The sequence below is a fragment of the Citrobacter sp. MGH100 genome (genome assembly GCF_001034465.1).
Classification (GTDB): Bacteria; Pseudomonadota; Gammaproteobacteria; order Enterobacterales; family Enterobacteriaceae; genus Citrobacter; species Citrobacter youngae.
The window spans coordinates 1,331,117-1,351,122 of record NZ_KQ089800.1 but is presented as its reverse complement, the minus strand read 5'-3'; the positions used below and the strand labels follow the sequence as shown (position 1 = coordinate 1,351,122).

The following is a 20,006-nucleotide window of genomic DNA, read 5'->3' as shown; positions in this document are numbered from 1 at the left end:
TCAACGGCGTGCGCGTTTTCCCGTGCCCTGCGCGACATCAGCGTCCAGGCCTCCAACGCTGAAAACCTCTCGTCATTCACTCGTTATGTTAATTAAATGTTGTTAAATCGAGTTGAGCCCTTGTTTATTCAGGAACGTGATGTGCGATTTGTTTTAACAAATATGCGACAAAATCACTATACATATAACTTAATATCTTTTATACATTAATTGTTCAACCCTGCGACTATTCCACAAAAGAGAAAGCAATATGGAACAGACACCTGATAAGAAAAACGATAATTTTCAAAAAGATGGCAAAGAACAGTTCAACCGCTCGATCGGGCTTATTTCAAATTTTGCGTTGGGTTTTACCTACCTGTCACCGCTCACCGCTGTTTATTCGCTGTTCGCGTTGGCAGTGACGCTGGCGGGACCACCCGCGGTGTGGTGGATTTTAATCGTCGCGTGTGGGCAGTTGTTAGTCGCCCTGGTGTTTGGTGAGGTTGCGTCTCAATATCCGATCACCGGGGGGCTGTATCCCTGGGCGAGAAGGTTGTGGGGTAAGAAATATGCGTGGATCGCCGCCTGGATCTACCTGTGGGCGCTGGTGGTGACGATTACCTCGATCGCGGAATATACATCAACATTTGTTGAATCACTCTTTCATTATGGGCAGACACCCGCCACCATGCTGGTGACCTCCGTCTTGCTGCTGCTTTTGATGATGGCCGTCAATATGTCCGGGACCAGGAATCTGGCCAGGGTCGCCAAAATTGGTTTCTGGTGTGAAATCGTCAGCGTGATTGCGCTGGGTATTTATCTGCTGATTTTCCACCGTTCACAGCCTTTCTCCGTCATCTTTGATTCGATGGGGGTACTGGCGCATGACGGAAGTTATTCCACCGCCTTTATGTCTGCCGCGCTGATGGGCCTGTTTATGTTCTTTGGCTTCGAGGCGTGCGGTAACGTTGCAGAGGAAGTGCAAAATCCAAGCAAAAAAATTCCGGTAGCCATGATTTTAAGTATCGTGTTTGGCGCGATCTCCGCCATTATCTCCGTCATGGGCTATTTGCTGGCGTCACCGAACCTGGTGAGTATCGTGAATGGCAAAACCGCCGATCCGATCCCGGCAATCCTCAATGAAGCGCTGGGGGAAACCGGTGCGACGGTCTTTATCGTTGTCGCTATTATCGCGATGCTGTCGTGCATTCTGTCTCTGCAAGCGGCGTTAAGTCGTCTTATCTTTTCTTTCTCCCGCGACAGAATGCTGCCGGGCAGCGAGTGGATGGCCAAAATTTCCAAAAATGGTGTCCCGGATAATGCCATGGTCGTCAGCTGCGTGTTGCCGGTTATCATTTGTGTCTGGGTCTATTTCCAGCCAGATAACTTATCGCGTATCACCGCATTTGCTGTGATCGGTATTTATATTTCATTCCAGATGGTGGTACTGGCCGCGCTGCGTCAACGTCTGAAAGGCTGGAAACCCGCCGGAGAGTGGACGATTGGTGGTTGGGGCGTGATTGTAAACGTGCTGGCATTAGCTTACGGCCTGTGTGGGATCTGGTTACTGGCGCAGCCAGCTGACAGCAGTGATTTCATCGACCGTTGGACAGTACTGTTTGGTCTGGCGATTGTGGTAGGTTCAGGATTGATCTACATGTTCCTTACCCGACCTTTTGGCCGCTCGGCTGCACCGGAAAACGATGCTATTGCCTATGCCACGAAGCTCAATATAGGGCAGGATAACTAAAACTAAGGGCCTTCGGGCCCTTAATTTCGAACGCTTTGCGCGCCGGATACAACGCTGGCATCCTTATCCGGTAACGCTCAGCCTTGAATGGACTATTTCTGGTAGTGATAAAGGATAAAGTAGTCGCTTTGATACACCACCGTGCTGTGGGCTGGTGACAATAATTCACCGACGCGAAAGCGCGGCCAACTGGAAAAGATGATCCGGTTTTCCAGATTGGTCAGAATGACATAATCAGGGTGAGGGCAGGAGAGCAGTTCGGCTTCTATCTGACTGACCAGCAGATCGACGGCGGCGACGCCGAGGAACTGATCATGATAGTAAACCGGAACCGCTGAGGTTAGGGTATAGGAGATGTTACAGATATAGTCGACATACGGGCCATGGATGTACGCTTCACCTGCCGGAGGCGAATGCTTAAACCACTCAAAGGTTCTGAAATCCAGCCGCTGTTGCGTCGCCTGATCCAAATCCAGATGTGCCTGACTCAATCCATTATCTTTCTTATACCACCATTCCAGCAGCCAATATTCTTTGGTGGTTTCTGTACTCTCAATATGGCTGGCGAAACCTGCGCCCGAACAGTAGTGATTGTTGTTCAGTGTGCTCTTGATGTGTTGTTGAACCGTTGATCTGACAGCGGGGTCGAGGACAACTTCGGCGGAGCCTTTTTGCACACCGGCAATGGCCTCGTGAATGCTCCTCGCCAGCGCAACGGTAGACTCTACGGTAGAGGCGGTAATATCATCAATTTTACGGATTAATGCGCTTAAGGATGTCGAAGAGCTCATGGTCTGTCCTGCCTTCACTGATTGTCAGTTCGAGTTATATTTCAGCTTTTTTTCAATAAGGTAATAGGTAAACGTATCGATGATCTGCGTGGCGTACTGGACTGACCCGGTCTCGTTATGGGCGGCTAGCGCGTCGGCCAGCGCCGAATAAAGCGCGATAATTTCCGCATGAATATTGTCGGCGCGATAGAGTATTGCCACCAGTGATGCCCACTCGGCCTGGACCTGAAGCTCCTGGTTGGCCAGCCGTGCTGAATGAGAGCTGGCCGCAATTGCCAGCAAACAACGCATATCGGCCTGAGTCATCAGTTCTGGTGAGTCGGCTTTCCTCAGCACGTCTACAAACTCGCGAAATTTGGCAATATCCGCCGCGGTCATGCGTCTGGAGGCTAACCTGGCGCTGTGGCTGATAATGGCGCAATGCATTTCGCCTAAATCCGAAAGGTAATCGGTACTGATCGATTTAAACGGATGCAGGGCGCTATTTTTGCCATCAATATTCTCGCAAACGAAGCTCCCGCCATTACGGCCACGAACCGTATGGATAAGATTATTAGCCCGAAGCGTGTTGAGCGCTTCTCTGATAGTAATATGTGAGACACCCATCATCTTTGCCAAATCGGTTTCATTGGGCAGCTGTTCTTTTGGCTCCAGTAACCCGGTAATAATGGCATTTGACAGGCGCTGCACTATCTGGTCTGAACGACTGACCTGCCCGATAGGCGCAAATATGACCGCATGAGTAATCATAATCTTTTCTGCACTCAATTCCCTGAAACAACGACCATTTTTAACACATGCCCGCGGGGCACGAAAGGTCAGAATGGCCGCGTTATTTTACATGCCCACGCGCAACATCGCTGCACAGGCGGATGTGTGTCCCGATAGCGTCAAAGCGCACTGCACGCTGACGATGAAAAACCTTACCCTGAAAATGTAAAATTTAAGTTAAAAATGCGAGGTTTATCATAGTGTCAATGTTGCGCATTTGAAAAATTTTTACAATATATATATTACATAAGCTTCTTTATGTATTAATTGGCGGGAGACAGGCATGAGAACCCTGAAGCATTTTATAAATGGGCAATATGTAGCGGGTAACACAGAAGACACGTTTGAGCTGGTGAGTCCGGTTGACGGTGAAACGTACGCCTTATCGCCTAATGCCGGTGCGACTGAGGTGGATCTTGCCTACTCGGCGGCCGCGGCGGCATTTAACATGTGGAAAAAATCGACACCAGCCCAGCGGCAAAAAGCACTGCTGCAACTGGCGGATGAGATAGAAAAAAATGTTGAACGACTGGTCAACGCGCAAAGCCAGGAAACCGGTCAATTGCGTCATTTTATCGAAAAAGAAGAGATTGCAGCCTCGTGCGATGCGATCCGTTTTTTTGCCGGCGCAGCGCGTTGTCTGGAAGGGAAGGCCGCCGGAGAATATTCCGCCGGGTTTACCTCAACGATTCGTCGTGAGCCGTTGGGCATTGTGGGACAAGTCACACCGTGGAACTACCCGTTTATGATGGCGGTGTGGAAGATTGCGCCGGCGCTGGCCGCAGGCAATACGGTAGTTTTAAAACCGAGCGATACCACCCCGGTAAGTACGCTGCTCCTGGCTGAACTGGCGGCCCCCTTATTTCCGCGTGGGGCGTTTAACGTCGTGTTGGGCAAGGCCAGTACTGGCTCACTGGTGGTTTCTAACCCGACGGCTTCATTGGTGTCGATTACCGGTTCGGTACGCGCTGGTCTGCAGGTTGCGGCATCAGCAGCAGCTAACCTGACAAAGGCCCATCTTGAACTGGGTGGCAAAGCACCCGCCGTCGTGTTTGCTGATGCAGATATGGACAAGGCGATTACTGCCATCACTACCGCAGGATTTTTCAATGGCGGACAGGATTGTACTGCCGCCACGCGCATCCTGGTGGAAGATTCTGTCTATGCGACGTTCCTGGAAAAACTGATCCAAAAAACGAAAAGTATCAAGTTTGGTCCTCCGCAGGATCAGGATGCGTTATATGGCGCGCTGAATAGCAAAAACCAGCTTGAGCAGGTGAAGGGGTTTATTGAGCGTTTACCTGCACATGCGAAAATTGAAACCGGTGGTCATGCGGGGCCTGGACCGGGTTTCTACTTTGAGCCAACGATAATTTCCGGCCTGCATCAACATGATGAAGCCATCCAACACGAAGTGTTTGGCCCGGTAATGACCATTCAGTCGTTTTCTGGTGATGAAGACGCGTTGCGCAAAGCGAATGATGTGGAATATGGCCTGGCCGCGAGCGTCTGGACCTGCAATCACAGTCGCGCTCAGCGTTTCAGTATTGATCTCGATTTCGGCACAGTATGGATTAACAGTCATATTCCTCTGTGCGCCGAAATGCCGCACGGTGGATTCAAAAAATCCGGCTACGGAAAAGATCTCTCCTCTTATTCGCTCGATGAGTATACCCGGGTGAAACATATCATGTGTGATATTTCCGAATAACAGGTAATACGATGAAAACATTAAAAATAGCCGCACTTTCATTGGTGATGTTCTCAGGATTCAGTCTGGCAGAAAGCTCACCGCTGAACACGGTTAAAGCATATATGGCAGCATGGAATGCGCATAATGCGCCGCTGGCTGCCCAGTACCTGGCGGACGATGCCGTTTATTACGATGCCGCCGCAGGAGAGCCGGTAACCGGCCGGAAAAAAGCTGAAAAAGACGTGATTGGTGCATTTATTAAGGCGGTCCCGGATCTGACCTGGAAAATGGTCGGTAAACCTGTCGCGGATGAAGATACTGTGGCATTTCGTTGGGAATTCTCGGGTAAAAATAGCGGCGAATGGGCGGGAAGTCCGCCGACAAATAATCCGATCAAATTTGAAGGTGTCAGCTATATTCATGTTAAGGCAGGAAAAATCACCTGGCAGGGTGATTATTATGACGCTAAAAAACTGGATGAAGAGCTGAAGCCAGTGAAGTAGTCGGCGGTATCCTCCTTGTATCTGCGAGGGGGAACCTCTCATTTGTAGTGTTTTTTAGGACAATGTGTCAGTGGCAAAAGGATAAAGTTAATGGCAATTACCCGACGTGATTTTCTCAACGGCGTGGCGGTGACTATCGCTGCGGGACTGACCCCTCTGGATCTGGTCAGAGCGGCAGGAAAGGGGCACGAATTTATTGATGGAAGTTATTATCCGCCTGCGTTAACGGGGCTACGCGGTAACCATCCGGGTTCGTTTGAAATGGCCCATGCGTTAGGCCGTGAACATAAGCACTTTGATTTAAGCGCTCTGCCCATCGAGGAAGAGTACGATCTGGTGATTGTGGGCGGCGGTATCAGCGGACTGGCCGCGGGTTGTTTCTGGCATGAACTGGTCGGAAAAAACAGCAAGGTGCTGATCCTCGATAACCATGATGATTTTGGTGGTCACGCCAAACGCAACGAATTCACCTCCGCAGGCAAAAAACTTATCGGATATGGCGGGAGTGAAGCCTTTCAGTCACCCGCGCATAATTTCAGCCCCGAAGTGAATAAGCTGATGGAAACCGTCGGCGTGAGCGTCACGCGGTTGAAAAAGAGTTTTGACGTTAATTTCTACCCCGACTGGCAACTAAGTCGTGGCGTCTTCTTCGATAAAAAGAATTTTGGTGAGACGAAAATAGTCAGCGGCGATCCGGGGCGTGCGGTATCCGATGATATTCCGCCGGATCGGCTCAATGGCCGTAATATCGAAGACTTTATCAATGACTTCCCCTTGAGTGAGGAAGATCGTAAAGCCCTGATCGATTTGCATGTGCGTCCGGTTGATTATCTTCCTGGGATGACGGTTGATGAGAAAACGGAATGGCTGGATACCCACAGCTATAGTGAGTTTCTTTCCACCAGGGTTGGTTTAAGCAAAATGGCGCTGCTCTATTTCCAGCAGCGTTCCAACGATTTCTTTGCCATCGGTATTGAAGGCATTTCCGGTAGTGATGCTCGTGCGTGCGCATTGCCGGGAATGGAAGCGTTAGGGCTGCCGCCGCTGGACGGTGAATCGCTTGCCGACCTCGAAGAGCCATATGTCTATCATTTCCCGGATGGCAATGCGGGTCTGGCACGGTTGCTGGTCAGACACATGCTGCCGGACGCGCTGCCTGGCAATACCATGGAAGATTCTGTCCTCGCCAGACTGGATTATGAAAAGCTCGACTTGCCGGAAAACACCACGCGTTTACGCCTGAACAGCACGGTGATTAATGCGGCGAACGTGGAGGGTGGCGTTGCCGTCACCTGGCTACGCGATGGCAAAATGCATCGCGTGCGCGGTAAGAATGCCATCATGGCGGGCTATAACATGATGATCCCATATCTGGTACCGGAAACACCAGAGCAGCAGCAGGCTGATCTCAAACTGAACGTGAAGGCGCCGCTGGTGTACACCAATGTGGTGGTCAAAAACTGGCAAGCGTTTAAGCAACTGGGGGTTCATGAGTTTTATTCACCGGCCGCGCCTTACAGCCGAATCAAGCTCGACTATCCGGTCAGTATCGGCGGATATCAACACCCGGCCTCGCCGGACGAGCCAATGGTGATTCATATGGTCTATGTGCCCACGTATCCTGGCAGTAATCTGTCCGCGAGGGAGCAGTTCCGTTTAGGGCGTGCTTATTTGCTGGGGACCACGTTTGCCGCACATGAAGAGATGATCCGTTCTCAGTTGCAGGAAATGTTTGGCTCAACCGGTTTTGACAACCAACGGGATATTGCGGCCATTACCGTAAACCGCTGGGCGCATGGTTATGCGTATTACGCTAATTCACTGTTCGATGATATGGAAAAAATGCCGGAGATTATTGAGCGGGCGCGTAAACCTATCGGACGTATTGCCATCGCTAACTCTGATGCTGACTGGAGCGCTTATGCTCATGCTGCGATCGATCAGGCATGGCGTGCGGTTAATGAACTCAAGGATATGGGGTGATTTATGCGTAATGTAACCGTTTTAATCGCCTGCCTGTTTACCGCTTCTGTCTCTGCCGCTGAATCTAACGGTGAGTACATCGCGAGGATCTCAGACTGCGTGGCATGCCATACCGCGGAAGGCGGCGCGGCGATGGCGGGAGGTAAGAGGTTCCCCACGCCGGTTGGTGATATCTATTCGACGAATATTACCCCGGATAAGACGCACGGTATCGGCAACTATTCTTACGACGATTTTGAGAAGGCCGTGCGCCAGGGGATTGCCAAAGACGGTCATCCGCTGTACCCGGCGATGCCTTATCCTTCTTACTCGAAACTGTCCGACGCAGATGTTCAGGCGCTGTATAGCTACTTCATGCATGATGTTAAGCCGTCAGCAGAACCCAATAAAGAGAATGCTATTCCCTGGCTGATTTCGGCCCGCTGGCCGCTGCATATCTGGAATTGGTTGTTTACCGATGCGCCGACTGCCGCTGTTGAAGGCAACAAAGCGGATGATACGGCAGTGCGGGTAAAACGGGGGGCTTATCTGGTTGAAGGTCCGGGTCACTGCGGGTCATGCCATACTCCGAGAGGGGTGGCGATGAACGAAAAAGCCTATACCAATGCCGATGCTGAGTACCTGAGCGGGGCGATGATCGACGGCTGGTATGCGCCATCGCTGCGGGGAACCGGGATGTCTGAGCAGGCGTTAACGTCATTGCTGCTGACGGGGAAAAGCAAACATGCTGCGGTATCGGGATCGATGTCTGAAGTCGTCAGCCAGAGCACACAGTACCTGACGGACGAAGATGCCACGGCGATTGCGCAGTATCTGTTGAGCCTGAAAAGCACGAAGACGGAACCGGCGCGTACGACAGCCGCTACGGCCTCCTGGTCGAATTCCCCTGAAGCGGGTAAAGTGACCTACAACCGCTACTGCTCGACCTGTCATGGTCTGGAAGGGAAAGGGACCGATGATAATGCACCTTCGCTTATTCACAATCCGTTAGTGATGGTAGACGACCCAACTCCGTTGTTCAGGGTGATTGCCCACGGCGCAGAAACACCGACGACGCGGGGGAATGTCTCCTTTAAGATGCCAGCCTATGGCGGGTTGCTCAGCGACAGCGAAATGCGCGATGTGATCAATTACGTGCGTAAAAGCTGGGGTGAAGGTAATGGTGAGGTAAGTCAGGAAGATCTGTCCGGGATTAAAAAAGCCTCACATTAATCTGTGCAATGATACCGGATGGCGCTGCGCTTCTCCGGCCTACAAAAAGCGTACTTCGTAGGCCGGATAAGGTGCTTACTCGGTGTTTATCCTGATAATATCCGCAAGTCGGGTAAACGCCGCAGCCATCTCATGTTCTTCAATACTGGCAAAGCCCAGCAGCAGACCGCTGCGTTTTTCTTCTTTCACGTAGTACCGCGAAAGTGGGCGAACCAGAAGACCTTGTGCGTTGGCCTGTTGGGCAATTGCGCTATCATCAGTACCCGCAGGTAGCTGTAAAATCAGATGTAGTCCGGCGTTGCTGCTGTAAGGTCCCAGATAATCCTCACCAAGCTGGCTGATGATGAGCTCTACCAACGTATGGCGTCGGCGGCTATATAACTGGCGCATTTTACGGATGTGCGCCGCATAGTAACCCTCACGAATAAACTCAGCCAGCGCCGCCTGAATCAGGAGATGCCCACCACGATAGAGATCGTTATGTACCTTCATCAGTGGGGCGGCAAGCGGTTTGGGTATCACAACGTACCCGAGCCGCAGTGCCGGATAGAGGGTCTTGCTGAAGGTGCCGATATAGATAACCGGAGCATCTTCTTCCAGTCCCTGCAATGACGGGATGGGTTGGCCGGAAAAACGAAACTCGCTGTCGTAGTCATCTTCCACAATCCAGCTGTGCGTTTCACGTGCCTGATAGAGTAGCTGCCGTCGTCGACCAAGGCTCATTACCGGGCCAAGCGGATATTGATGTGACGGTGTCACAAAAATAAGTTTCGGCGCCGGTTCGACGCAAGCAGGCGCAAGCATGCCTTGTTCATCAACCGGGATGGCCGAAAAGTTGACGGCATTGATGCGCAGAATGTTTTTTATTCCCCAGTAACCGGGTTCTTCAATCCACGTATTATCGCCAGGATTACACAACGAGCGGGTTACCAGATCCAACGCCTGGTGAATGCCCTCGGTAATCAATATTTGATCTGGCGTACAGCGCACGCCGCGTGCGGTGCGCAGATAGTCCGCCAGCGCTTCTTTCAGTTCAATCAAACCACCAGTGGCATCGTAGGTGAGAAACTCCGGGCGTAGCCGCCTTGCCAACCGATCCTGAATTTTTTTCAGTGTGCGATGCGGGAAAGAATGCACGTCCGGTACACCAGGAATAAAAGCTCCCCACTGGCGAGGGCTGGCGCTGGCATGCCCAAGCAGTTCAAGGCTACGGACGGACAAACTGGTGTGGTCTTCACGTGTCGCAGGTGAAACCGGAGGTTTATTAGGGGCCAGACCGAGATTGTCCAGCACGCTGTCGGTCACAAATGTACCGCTGCTGGTGCGCGCGGAGATATAGCCTTCGGCCTGCAACTGCTCGTAAACCCGCAGGACAGTATTCCGTGATAACGCCAGCTCACTCGCCAGGTCGCGTGAAGGTGGCATGCGGGTAGCGGGTTTCAGGCTCCCCTCAAGGATACAGCTACAGATGGCGGCATACAGGCGACGATGCAGCTTCTCGTCAGTCTGCTGGCTAAATGCATGCTTGATCACATCTCCGGCAAGTGAACGCATTTGGATCCTTAAAATAAAACGATTTGGCTCTCGATTAAAGTACCAGATGGCGTCTAAATTTAAAGGGTAATTCAACCAATTGTGTTTATGGACAAGGTGTAGAGAATGAACAATAAAAACCTGCAACAACGTCGTCTGGATGCCACCCCACGTGGCGTGGGTGTGATGTGTGATTTTTATGCCCAGTCGGCTGAAAACAGCACGATTACCGATATTGAAGGCAATCAGTATATTGATTTCGCCGCCGGGATTGCCGTGCTGAACACCGGGCACCGCCATCCGCGTCTGGTGCAGGCCGTTGAGGCGCAACTGCAAGCCTTTACCCATACGGCTTATCAGATTGTTCCCTACGAAAGTTATGTATCGCTGGCGGAGAAAATCAACGCGGTGGCGCCAATTGACGGTAAGCGTAAAACGACATTCTTTACCACCGGGGCTGAGGCCGTGGAAAATGCGGTTAAAATTGCCCGCGCTCACACCGGTCGCCCTGGCGTTATCGCCTTTGGCGGTGGTTTCCATGGGCGGACATACATGACGATGGCGTTAACCGGCAAAGTGGCGCCATACAAAAAAGGCTTCGGTCCGTTCCCGGGGTCCGTTTACCATGCGCCATATCCTTCTGCGCTACAGGGGGTTTCAACTGCAGACTCGATTAAAGCGATAGAACGTTTGTTTAAAGCGGATATCGATCCGAGCCAGGTCGCTGCGATTATCTTCGAACCCGTCCAGGGGGAAGGCGGCTTTGTTGTCGCTCCGGCGGAGTTTGTCGCGGCAATTCGCCGTATCTGCGATGAGCATGGCATCGTGATGATTGCCGATGAGGTGCAAAGTGGTTTTGCCCGTACCGGGGAGCTGTTTGCGATGGATCACTATGCTGATAAAGCAGACCTGATGACCATGGCGAAAAGCCTTGCGGGTGGGATGCCGTTGTCGGGTGTCGTAGGCAAAGCCGATATTATGGATGCGCCTGCGCCGGGTGGGCTGGGGGGGACTTACGCCGGAAACCCGCTATCGATTGCGGCAGCTCATGCGGTACTGGATATTATCCGTGATGAAAAGCTGTGCCAGCGTGCGGCAGCGCTTGGCGAGCAACTGCGTGCTGTGCTGACCGATGCGCGTGCAGTATGTCCTGAACTTGCCGAAGTGCGGGGATTAGGCTCGATGATTGCCGCTGAATTCTGCGATGCGGCCACGGGTGAACCCAGCGCCACCGCCGCGCAGCGCGTGCAGAAAAAAGCGCTTGAGCAGGGGCTGCTGCTGTTAACCTGCGGCCAGTATGGCAACGTGATCCGCTTCCTTTACCCATTGACTATCCCGCAGGATCAGTTTGCAAAAGCGTTAGAGATAATCAAAACGTCGATGAAGTAATCTCGTTCAATTCAGATCGTGTGTAAAGCCGACAGTAGTCATTACCGTCGGCTTTTTTGTTGTAACCATTTCGCCAATCCTCTCTCGTTATATATTTACATATATATCGATTAAGCCTATTCTATTCATCATACAAATATAATAAACGTGCCCCGCAAGAGAAGGCGCTTGTGTTATCGACCGCCAGTCTTTCTATCTAACGAATTGAATCAACAAATGTTAAATTGCAAAATCACCCCTATTGCCTCCGGGTTGCTGACTTTTTCTTGTCTTGCCGCCCCCCTGTCGGCCCATGCTGATGACACCATTACCGTTACTGCTTCCGCGCCTGCTCAATCTTCGTTTCCCGAGCAGGAGCCTGCGGCGGCTGAAAAAAAAGCGACGATCGGTAGCCTGGGCCAGCGAGAGTTAATCGATGTTCCGTGGTCGGTACAAACACTGTCGAAAAAGGTGATTGATCAGCAACAAATCAAAGATGTTAAGGACGTTTATCGCTACATACCGTCCGTTCAGGGAGAGGGGGTTCGACCACAAACCCGTGGCATGCAAGGAAGCGTGGTGCAAAACCATATGATTGATGGGCTGAATGCCGTTTCCACCACCGAATATCCGACAGAGCAGTTCCAGAATATAGACGTACTGAGCGGTATCGCAGGTTCACTGTATGGACCCGCTAACCCGGCGGGGATGTTTAATCTGGTCTCGAAACGCCCTCTGGATACGCCACTGCATCGGGTTACCGTAGGGCAAGGTACAGGGTCAGGAACGCTGGCATCAATGGATTTCAGCGGGCCTGTCGACGCGGGAGACAGGGTGAAGTACCGCCTCAACCTGATGAATGATGAAGGGCACAGTTACACCACCGATAGTCATGTTCGTCGGCAGTACGCGGGATTGGGCCTGGATTTTCAGTTGACCGATAAAACCGTACTGGAGAGTAATTTCAGCTATTACCATTATTACGAAAAAGGCATGCCGGGCAGCTTTGCGCTGGCAAAAGGCGTGCAGTTTCCTTCGGCATTCGATCCGACGAACAGTAAATATGGCCAGTCATATGCAGGTCATGATGATGAAACGACCACTGCGGACATGCACATCAAGCATGATTTTGACGGTAACTGGATGCTGGATCTGGGGGCCTTACACCAGATTGCTGACCGTGAATCGACGGCAGTAACCAACACCCTGACGGATAATCGGGGTCACTACACCACCACGACCTCGAATTCAGCGGCCAGTCGCTTTACGATCAACAGCTATTTAGCGAACCTGACCGGCAGCATTGATTCCGGCTGGTTGACGCAGGATATCGCGACCGGAATGCGCGGATTTGTATGGAAAAACTATAACCCGAGAAATGGGGGAACCTTTACGCTGGGGCATTCTTCACTTGATCAACATCCCGACTATCCGCGCCCGCCTTATCCTGACTTTACTAATCGCTATCATTCGGCGACCACTACGCAGCATGCATTTCTGTTAAGCGATACGCTGCATTTCACTCCGCAATGGAGTTTGTTGCTGTCTGGCAGCGAAAACTTGTTTACCGTCAGCAACTATAACAAATCCGGTCATGAAACCAGTCGCCAAAAGGATAACGGCATGAGCGGCTCCGCCAGCCTGATGTATAAACCGGTTGAGAACGTCACGCTGTACACCACCTGGGCTGACAGTTTGCAGCAGGGCGATACCGCACCTGCCGGGGCCAGCAATGCAGGACATGTGCTGGATCCGTACCGCAGCCATCAGGTGGAAGTGGGGGCAAAATATGCGCCCGTCAAAGATCTGCTGCTCACCGCGGCGCTATTTGAAGCAAAACGTCCCTTTGCTTATACCAACGACAACGGCGAATTTGCTCAGGACGGTACGCAGAAAAACCGTGGGCTGGAACTGATGGCTGATGGGCATATCACGGAAAATTTACGGGTGTTAGGGGGAGCCGCCTGGTTGGACCCCATGCTGCACAACACTGCCGCCAGTAATGCAGATGGTAAGCAGGTTGTCGGCTTGCCACGCTTTACCTCGAATGTGCTGGCAGTCTATAGCATTGAACAGGTTCAGGGACTGGATGTGGATGCCAACGTGCATTACGTCGGACGTCGGGCTACCGATAACGCGAATGATACCTGGGTAGGCAGTTATACCACAGTGGATATTGGTAGCCGTTATGCCACCAGACTGTGGAACACACCCACAACTTTCCGGTTTGATATCACTAACCTGACTGACCGCCGCTACTGGACCAACATTGTCCCCGGCGCGTTGACGGGTTATACGGGGGCCGGGGCGGCCAGTGCGCAACTTGGCGCCCCACGTCAGGCGCAGATTTCCGTTCAGGTTGATTTTTAAGGATTGCTGATGAAAACGTGCCACACATGGTTGCTCTGTGTGTGGCTGGCGTTTCCCACCCTGGCCACGCGTCAGGTTGTGGATGATGCCGGTCACACTGTAACCGTCCCCACACAAGTTCAACGTATTGCGGATAGCTGGTTTGCCCATCACTCGGTGTTGATGACGCTGGGGGCGGGACGTCAGATTGTCGCCACCGTCAACCATCCACAGAGCCAGCCGTGGATGTTCAAAATAAACCCATCGCTGAATCAGGCCTTACAAATTCACGGGACGTCATTCAATAGCGAGGCCCTGCTGGCTCTGCATACCGATGTTCTGTTTGTCGCAAAGGGCAAGGGGGATGCGCAGAGTTACAACCAGGCGGGTATCCCGACGCTGGAAATGGCATTTACTGATTATCCTTCGATGGAAAAGTCAGTCACGACCACGGCGGACGTGTTAGGCACGGATCAGGCCCGTGCCAGGGCGGTGGCATATAATCAATTTTTAACCCGCACCATTGCGGATGTTCGCGCGAAAACGGCGACGTTAGCGGAAAATCAGCGCCCGCGGGTTCTGCACATTCAGTCGCTGAACCCACTGAAAGTCGACGGTAGAAACACGTTGATTGATACCTGGATTGCGCTCTCTGGTGGGCGGAACGTCGCCGGGGAAGTGGACGGTAACATGAAAGAAGTCTCACCCGAGCGGGTGCTGTATTGGCAGCCGGAGGTGATTATTCTCGGGGCGGGATGTGGCGATATTGCCAGTTCACCTTATGCAGCGTTGTTCAAAGAGCTTAACGCGGTGAAACAGGGCAAAGTCTGGCGCAATCCGGCGGGCGTCTTCCCCTGGGATCGCTATGGAACCGAAAGCGCGTTGCAGTTGCAGTGGGCCGCGTCAAAGCTGCATCCAGCACTGTTTGGCGGCCTGGATATGGTTAACGTAACCCGCGATTTTTACCGCCAGTTTTTTGATTATTCGCTTAGCGAGGCGCAGGCGAAGCGGATTTTAGCCGGGCTACCCCCACAGGGGTAAAGCGGGAAGCGCTGACGGGCAAATGCAGGCCAGTTCAGGGTTACACGCTGTATTTGCCGTGACGAACCGCGTGGCGGTATACCGTGTCTGGCGATAATGGGTTGCCAGCTATCACGTTATATAATTTAATGCATATCGAATTTTTCCCAGTCCAGATGGTATCTATGTTAACTCTTCGCTCTTTTGTGCTGGTTTGCGCCAGCATGTTTTTTGCCTTTTCCGCACAGGCGGATCGCACTATCACCGATCAGCTTGGGCGTCAGGTTACAATCCCTGACCATGTCGATAAGGTGGTTGTGCTGCAACACCAGACGCTGAATATTCTGGTGCAACTGGATGCTGCGCAGGATATCGTCGGCGTGATGTCGAGCTGGAAAAAACAGCTTGGGCCTGAGTTTGCCCGGTTTATGCCGACAATAACTACGCTGCCTACGCCTGGCGATCTCACCAGCGTGAATATCGAAAGTTTGCTGGCGATTCATCCTCAGGTAGTGTTTGTCGCCAACTATGCGCCCGCTGAGATGATCCAGCAGATTCAGAATGCCGGTATCCCGGTGGTGGCTATCTCGTTACGTCAGGATATTGCCGGGCAACAGAATAAAATGAACCCGACGATGGCTGATGAAGAGCAGGTCTACAACGAAGGCTTAAAGCAGGGGATCCGCCTGATTGCGGATGTGGTAGGGCGTAAAACGCAGGCGGAAACGCTGATCAATTACGTCTTTACGGCGCGAGCAAAATTCAATGCACCAGTTGCGGCCATCCCGGAAGCGCAAAAGGTTCGCATTTATATGGCTAACCCTGACCTTATGACCTACGGTTCCGGGAAATACACTGGCCTGATGATGCAACATGCGGGTGGGTTAAATGTGGCGGCGGCCAGCGTGAAAGGCGCGCGTCAGGTGGCGCTTGAGCAGGTGCTGGCGTGGAACCCGCAGGTGATTTTTGTTCAGGACCGATATCCGCAGGTGGTCAAAGAGATCCAAAACGATCCTAACTGGCAGGGAATTGACGCGGTGAAAAATCATCGTGTCTGGCTGATGCCTGAATATGCCAAAGCCTGGGGTTATCCGATGCCGGAAGCATTGGCAATAGGTGAGTTGTGGATGGCCAAAAAACTTTACCCGGATGCCTATAAAAATGTCGATGTGGATGCGCAGGCGCAGGATTACTATCAACGTTTTTATCGTGTGAACTGGCAGTCAGATGCTGCTAAGTAAACGGGATTTCCCCTTGCAATCATTACTGATAGCAGGGGTGTTGGTGCTGGGGGTCAGTTCGCTGTGTCTTGGACAATATCCGCTGTCACTTCGTGAAGTGTTTTATCAACTCACCCATTTTGGCGATGCGCAGGGTATTGCCAGTCAGGTGATATGGACAGTCAGACTACCGCGTATTCTGATGGCGTTGCTGGCGGGCGGCGCGCTGGGATTGTGCGGCGCTACCTTGCAAGGGGTGTTTCACAATCCATTGGTCGACCCGCACATCATAGGCGTAACCTCGGGGGCGGCCTTCGGCGGGACGCTGGCGATTCTGCTGGGTCTTGAGCCGTGGCTGATGATGGGGTCAACCTTCTTCTTCGGTCTGGCAGCGCTCATTCTGGTATATGCCATTGCGGCCTTACAAGGGCTGGAAAATACGCTGGTGCTGATCTTATCTGGCATTATTTTAAGTGGTTTTTTTGCCGCGCTGGTGAGCCTGATTCAATACCAGGCCGATACGGAAGAAACCTTGCCGAACATCGTATTCTGGCTGCTGGGCAGTTTTGCCACGGCTAACTGGCATAAAGTCCTGCTGCTGGCGATCCCGGTATCCATTGCGGCGACGATGTTGTACCAGTTGCGCTGGCGGATAAATCTGTTATCGCTCAATGATAAAGATGCTAAAGCGCTGGGCGTGGCGGTGGTTCCGCTGCGGCGTAGCGTGCTGGTGTGCTGCGCGTTTTTAGTTGCCGCTCAGGTGGCGGTCAGTGGCAGCATTGCCTGGGTTGGGCTGGTTATTCCCCATCTTGCGCGGTTGCTGGTGGGGGTTGATCATCGTCGCTTGCTCCCGTGTGCTTTTTGGATGGGAGGTGGTTTTATGATTGCGGTCGATGATATCGCCCGCACTCTGATGCATGCGGAAATACCGCTTGGGATCATCACCGCGTTGCTCGGCGCACCGCTGTTTGCCTTCTTGCTCATTCGTACCAGTCGTCGGGGGAAACAATGACATCTATTGCGCTCAGCGTGAATCAGCTTAGCTATGGCTATCGCTCTCCACTGTTTGACCCCCTCACTTTTCAGTGCCAGAAAGGCCAGATCTGGGCGGTGCTTGGGCGAAACGGTCTGGGTAAGAGCACGCTGCTGGATACGCTCACGGGCACGCGACCCGCGCTGGGCGGGAGTATTGATGTTCATGGGGGGATAGGCATTGTGGCCCAGCATTGCCATCTGCCGTTTCCCTATACGGTGAGCGACGTGGTGTTGATGGGGCGGGCGCAGCACGTAAAATTGTTTGCTCAGCCCAGCCGCCAGGATCAACAACGGGCGGAGCAGGCGCTGGAACAGCTAAACATTGCGCATCTCGCCGCCACATCGTTTAGCTCACTTTCTGGCGGTCAGCAGCAACTGGTGATGATTGCCCGTGCTCTGGTTACAGAATGCCAGACGCTGTTGCTTGATGAGCCATGTTCAGCGCTGGATCTTGCCAATCAGCAGGTCGTGCTGCAGCTCATCAGTGATTTGGCACACCGGCAGGGGTGTAGCGTGCTTTTCTCGACGCACGATCCGTTGCACGCCTTACAGATTGCAACTCATACGCTGCTGTTGCTTCCTGAGGGAAAATGGCTGGCAGGGCCGACGGACGGCGTGGTGACAGAAGATAATCTGTTCCAGGCCTATGGCTTGCCATTGCGAAAATTCAGTGTGGAAAACTATCAGACTCCATTTATTGCGCCGCTGTTTGCTATCCACCGCTAACAGGCAAGAAACCGGCGGCGGTCAGCAACGCCTGACCGTCGTTGGCAAGCATAAATTTAACCAGTCTCATCACCTCTTCAGAAGCATCGAGCACCGCCAGTTGGTATTCACACAAGATGTTCTGTTCCGCAGGAATAGCAACGTAGCGAACATCGGACGGTGAACCGAGTGCTTTTGCATAATGTGCGTAACCAATAAACAGATCGGCCAACCCCTGGCGAAGAAGCCAACTGCTTGCCAATTCTCCTGGCGGGATGCTGAGCGTATCGCGGCCACCAACCAGTGGCAGGGCGCGTGCACGAAGCTGTCGTCCAAGTCCCGGTTCCAGTGCATCCATGTTATCGAAAAATGTCCAGGTATAATCACCGGAAGGGTCGCAGCCCGGTGTGGATGTGCCAATACGCAGCACCGGGTCGCGTAGTAAATCCAGCCATTCACCGCGCCGGTTGGTAACCAGGCCCAGTTGATTCCAGCACAGTGTATGCGTGGAAACGGCCCGGTGTGTGTCCAGTAGTCGTTGTGGATGTGCCCGATTTGCACTGGCGAACAGAGCACACGGTTCCCCGGCTTCAATACGCTCGCGCAGCAAACCTGCCGGGCCATAGCCAACGTTGACCTCAATGCCGCTAAGGCGGGTGAACTGATTGAGTAGTGGGGTAAATGCCAGTCGTAAACTTCCCGCAGCAAGGAGGGTGATTGAAGAGGGCATGATATCTGATCTCTGGGCTATGGCGGTTATGCGAAGAAGGTGAATGATACGCCCTGCACAAGGGACTTTGAAGGCATCTGATGATGCCATTTCGCTTACATCATTTGATGTTGTAGTCACTTTCAAAGGGTTATTTGATCCAGCGTGCGGTGGGATGCTGACGCTGTCTTTTTTTGTTCTATGCTTTGACCGTAATGAAAGATCCTGAACGGAAGAGGGCATACGTGCAGGGGGAAGACAAATGACAATCTTGTGTAAGACCTGCGGAACGCCCTATGACGATACGCATGGGGCTATAACGCATTGCAAAATCTGCGAAGATGAGCGCCAGTATGTTCCCGTTACCGGACAATCATGGATCGATCCAGCCGCGCTTCACGCGACGCATACGAATAAATGGCTGCAGCATGAGCGTTCGCTACTGAGTATTCAGACCGTGCCACGGTTTGCCATTAACCAACGGGCATTTTTGCTACGCACCCCGCAGGGGAATGTGCTCTGGGATTGTATTGCGAATCTGGACCCGGCCACGCAGACGCTCATCACCGCGCTGGGTGGGTTGAGTGCCATTGCCATTTCGCATCCTCACTACTACTCCACGATGCAGGATTGGGCGGCAGCATTCGATGCACCAATCTATCTGCATGCCGACGATCGCCAGTGGATTATGCGTGACAGCCCCTCTATTCGGCTATGGGAAGGCGATGTGCATAAATTACTCCCTACCGTGACGTTGTTACGCCTGGGCGGACATTTTGCGGGGGGGAGTATTATGCATATTGATGATGGGGAGGGGATAATCCTTGTGGGCGATATTTTGCAGGTCACTCCCGGTGCGGATGCTGTGTCGTTTATGTGGAGCTACCCCAATATGCTGCCATTGCCGGCAAGCGCGGTTATCCACATTATGCACGCGTTGCAGGATGTCAGATTCGACCGACTCTATGGCGCGTTTGAAGGTCAGGATATTAAATCCAACGCCAGACAGATTGTGGTGCGATCGGTGCAGAAGTATCTTGCTTGTCTGCGCAAAGAATAGAATGGGTTTCAGGAGAACGTTTGAGAATTTAGCACCAAATCAAAGGGATATGATTTGGTGCGTCCGAGTGGACTCGAACCACCGACCCCCACCATGTCAAGGTGGTGCTCTAACCAACTGAGCTACGGACGCAAATGGTGCGTTCAATTGGACTCGAACCAACGACCCCCACCATGTCAAGGTGGTGCTCTAACCAACTGAGCTATGAACGCAACGTTGTAGGTGACAACGGGGACGAATATTAGCGGCACAGACCGAATGAGGCAAGAGGGAATTAGCATTTTTCTGCATGTTTTCACGCGATTGCAGAGTAATTAAGCAA

Annotated in this window: 16 protein-coding genes and 2 tRNA genes; 12 read left to right on the top strand and 6 right to left on the bottom strand. The window is 52.4% G+C overall.

Annotated features, from left to right (window positions below; all coding sequences use genetic code 11):
- The first annotated feature begins 250 nt into the window (after window positions 1–250).
- Window positions 251–1,732, top strand: coding sequence for an APC family permease (locus tag SK32_RS06430; RefSeq protein ID WP_048211817.1), 1,482 nt, complete (start codon window positions 251–253; stop codon window positions 1,730–1,732).
- Between the two features lie 92 nt (window positions 1,733–1,824).
- Here the strand turns inward: SK32_RS06430 and SK32_RS06425 are convergent, their stop codons facing one another.
- Together SK32_RS06425 and SK32_RS06420 are read right to left on the bottom strand one after the other, a co-directional pair.
- On the bottom strand, window positions 1,825–2,523 hold the full coding sequence (locus SK32_RS06425; RefSeq protein ID WP_048211816.1) for a cache domain-containing protein: 699 nt from the start codon (window positions 2,521–2,523) through the stop codon (window positions 1,825–1,827).
- 24 nt (window positions 2,524–2,547) lie between these two features.
- On the bottom strand, window positions 2,548–3,273 hold the full coding sequence (locus tag SK32_RS06420; RefSeq protein WP_040233767.1) for a FadR/GntR family transcriptional regulator: 726 nt from the start codon (window positions 3,271–3,273) through the stop codon (window positions 2,548–2,550).
- A gap of 304 nt (window positions 3,274–3,577) precedes the next feature.
- Between SK32_RS06420 and SK32_RS06415 the strand changes: the two genes are divergently transcribed.
- The 4 genes from SK32_RS06415 (at window position 3,578) to SK32_RS06400 (ending at window position 8,685) form a co-directional block, all read left to right on the top strand.
- A complete protein-coding gene (locus SK32_RS06415) occupies window positions 3,578–5,005 on the top strand; it encodes a gamma-aminobutyraldehyde dehydrogenase (protein ID WP_048211815.1) in 1,428 nt (475 codons plus the stop codon).
- Window positions 5,006–5,016: 11 nt separating this feature from the next.
- Complete coding sequence (locus tag SK32_RS06410; protein ID WP_053065222.1) at window positions 5,017–5,490, top strand: ester cyclase; 474 nt, start codon at window positions 5,017–5,019, stop codon at window positions 5,488–5,490.
- Between the two features lie 90 nt (window positions 5,491–5,580).
- Entirely contained in the window at window positions 5,581–7,473 is a 1,893-nt protein-coding gene (locus tag SK32_RS06405; protein ID WP_048211814.1) for an NAD(P)-binding protein, read from the top strand.
- A 3-nt stretch (window positions 7,474–7,476) separates the two neighbouring features.
- Complete coding sequence (locus tag SK32_RS06400; protein ID WP_048211813.1) at window positions 7,477–8,685, top strand: c-type cytochrome; 1,209 nt, start codon at window positions 7,477–7,479, stop codon at window positions 8,683–8,685.
- A gap of 75 nt (window positions 8,686–8,760) precedes the next feature.
- Here the strand turns inward: SK32_RS06400 and pdxR are convergent, their stop codons facing one another.
- Window positions 8,761–10,239, bottom strand: a complete 1,479-nt coding sequence (gene pdxR, locus SK32_RS06395) for a MocR-like pyridoxine biosynthesis transcription factor PdxR (RefSeq protein ID WP_048211812.1) — start codon at window positions 10,237–10,239, stop codon at window positions 8,761–8,763.
- Window positions 10,240–10,344: 105 nt separating this feature from the next.
- On the opposite strand from pdxR, the gene puuE reads away from it, so the two are divergent.
- The 6 genes from puuE to SK32_RS06365 all read left to right on the top strand — a co-directional run bounded on the left by puuE (window position 10,345) and on the right by SK32_RS06365 (window position 17,936).
- Window positions 10,345–11,607 carry a 4-aminobutyrate transaminase gene (gene puuE / locus SK32_RS06390; protein ID WP_048211811.1) on the top strand — a complete coding sequence of 421 codons (1,263 nt, stop codon included), beginning with the start codon at window positions 10,345–10,347 and terminating at the stop codon, window positions 11,605–11,607.
- A gap of 216 nt (window positions 11,608–11,823) precedes the next feature.
- The gene (locus tag SK32_RS06385; protein WP_048211810.1) at window positions 11,824–13,956 is read left to right on the top strand and encodes a TonB-dependent receptor; all 2,133 of its coding nucleotides are present in this window, start codon (window positions 11,824–11,826) and stop codon (window positions 13,954–13,956) included.
- Between the two features lie 9 nt (window positions 13,957–13,965).
- Window positions 13,966–14,976, top strand: a complete 1,011-nt coding sequence (locus tag SK32_RS06380) for an ABC transporter substrate-binding protein (protein WP_048211809.1) — start codon at window positions 13,966–13,968, stop codon at window positions 14,974–14,976.
- A gap of 164 nt (window positions 14,977–15,140) precedes the next feature.
- A complete protein-coding gene (locus SK32_RS06375; RefSeq protein WP_048211808.1) occupies window positions 15,141–16,196 on the top strand; it encodes an ABC transporter substrate-binding protein in 1,056 nt (351 codons plus the stop codon).
- Complete coding sequence (locus SK32_RS06370; protein WP_048211807.1) at window positions 16,183–17,187, top strand: FecCD family ABC transporter permease; 1,005 nt, start codon at window positions 16,183–16,185, stop codon at window positions 17,185–17,187. Before SK32_RS06375 ends, SK32_RS06370 begins: the two co-directional genes overlap by 14 nt.
- Window positions 17,184–17,936, top strand: coding sequence for an ABC transporter ATP-binding protein (locus tag SK32_RS06365; protein WP_048211806.1), 753 nt, complete (start codon window positions 17,184–17,186; stop codon window positions 17,934–17,936). Before SK32_RS06370 ends, SK32_RS06365 begins: the two co-directional genes overlap by 4 nt.
- Here SK32_RS06365 and SK32_RS06360 read toward each other — a convergent pair.
- Window positions 17,923–18,645, bottom strand: a complete 723-nt coding sequence (locus SK32_RS06360; protein ID WP_048211805.1) for a substrate-binding domain-containing protein — start codon at window positions 18,643–18,645, stop codon at window positions 17,923–17,925. The two genes, SK32_RS06365 and SK32_RS06360, sit on opposite strands and share 14 nt — an antisense overlap.
- Before the next feature lie 241 nt (window positions 18,646–18,886).
- Between SK32_RS06360 and SK32_RS06355 the strand changes: the two genes are divergently transcribed.
- Window positions 18,887–19,684 (top strand): MBL fold metallo-hydrolase, encoded by a 798-nt coding sequence (locus SK32_RS06355; RefSeq protein WP_048211804.1) that lies wholly within the window; start codon window positions 18,887–18,889, stop codon window positions 19,682–19,684.
- A gap of 55 nt (window positions 19,685–19,739) precedes the next feature.
- Here SK32_RS06355 and SK32_RS06350 read toward each other — a convergent pair.
- Window positions 19,740–19,816: transfer RNA gene (locus SK32_RS06350), tRNA-Val, on the bottom strand.
- Window positions 19,817–19,819: 3 nt separating this feature from the next.
- Window positions 19,820–19,896: transfer RNA gene (locus SK32_RS06345), tRNA-Val, on the bottom strand.
- Window positions 19,897–20,006 lie beyond the last annotated feature (110 nt).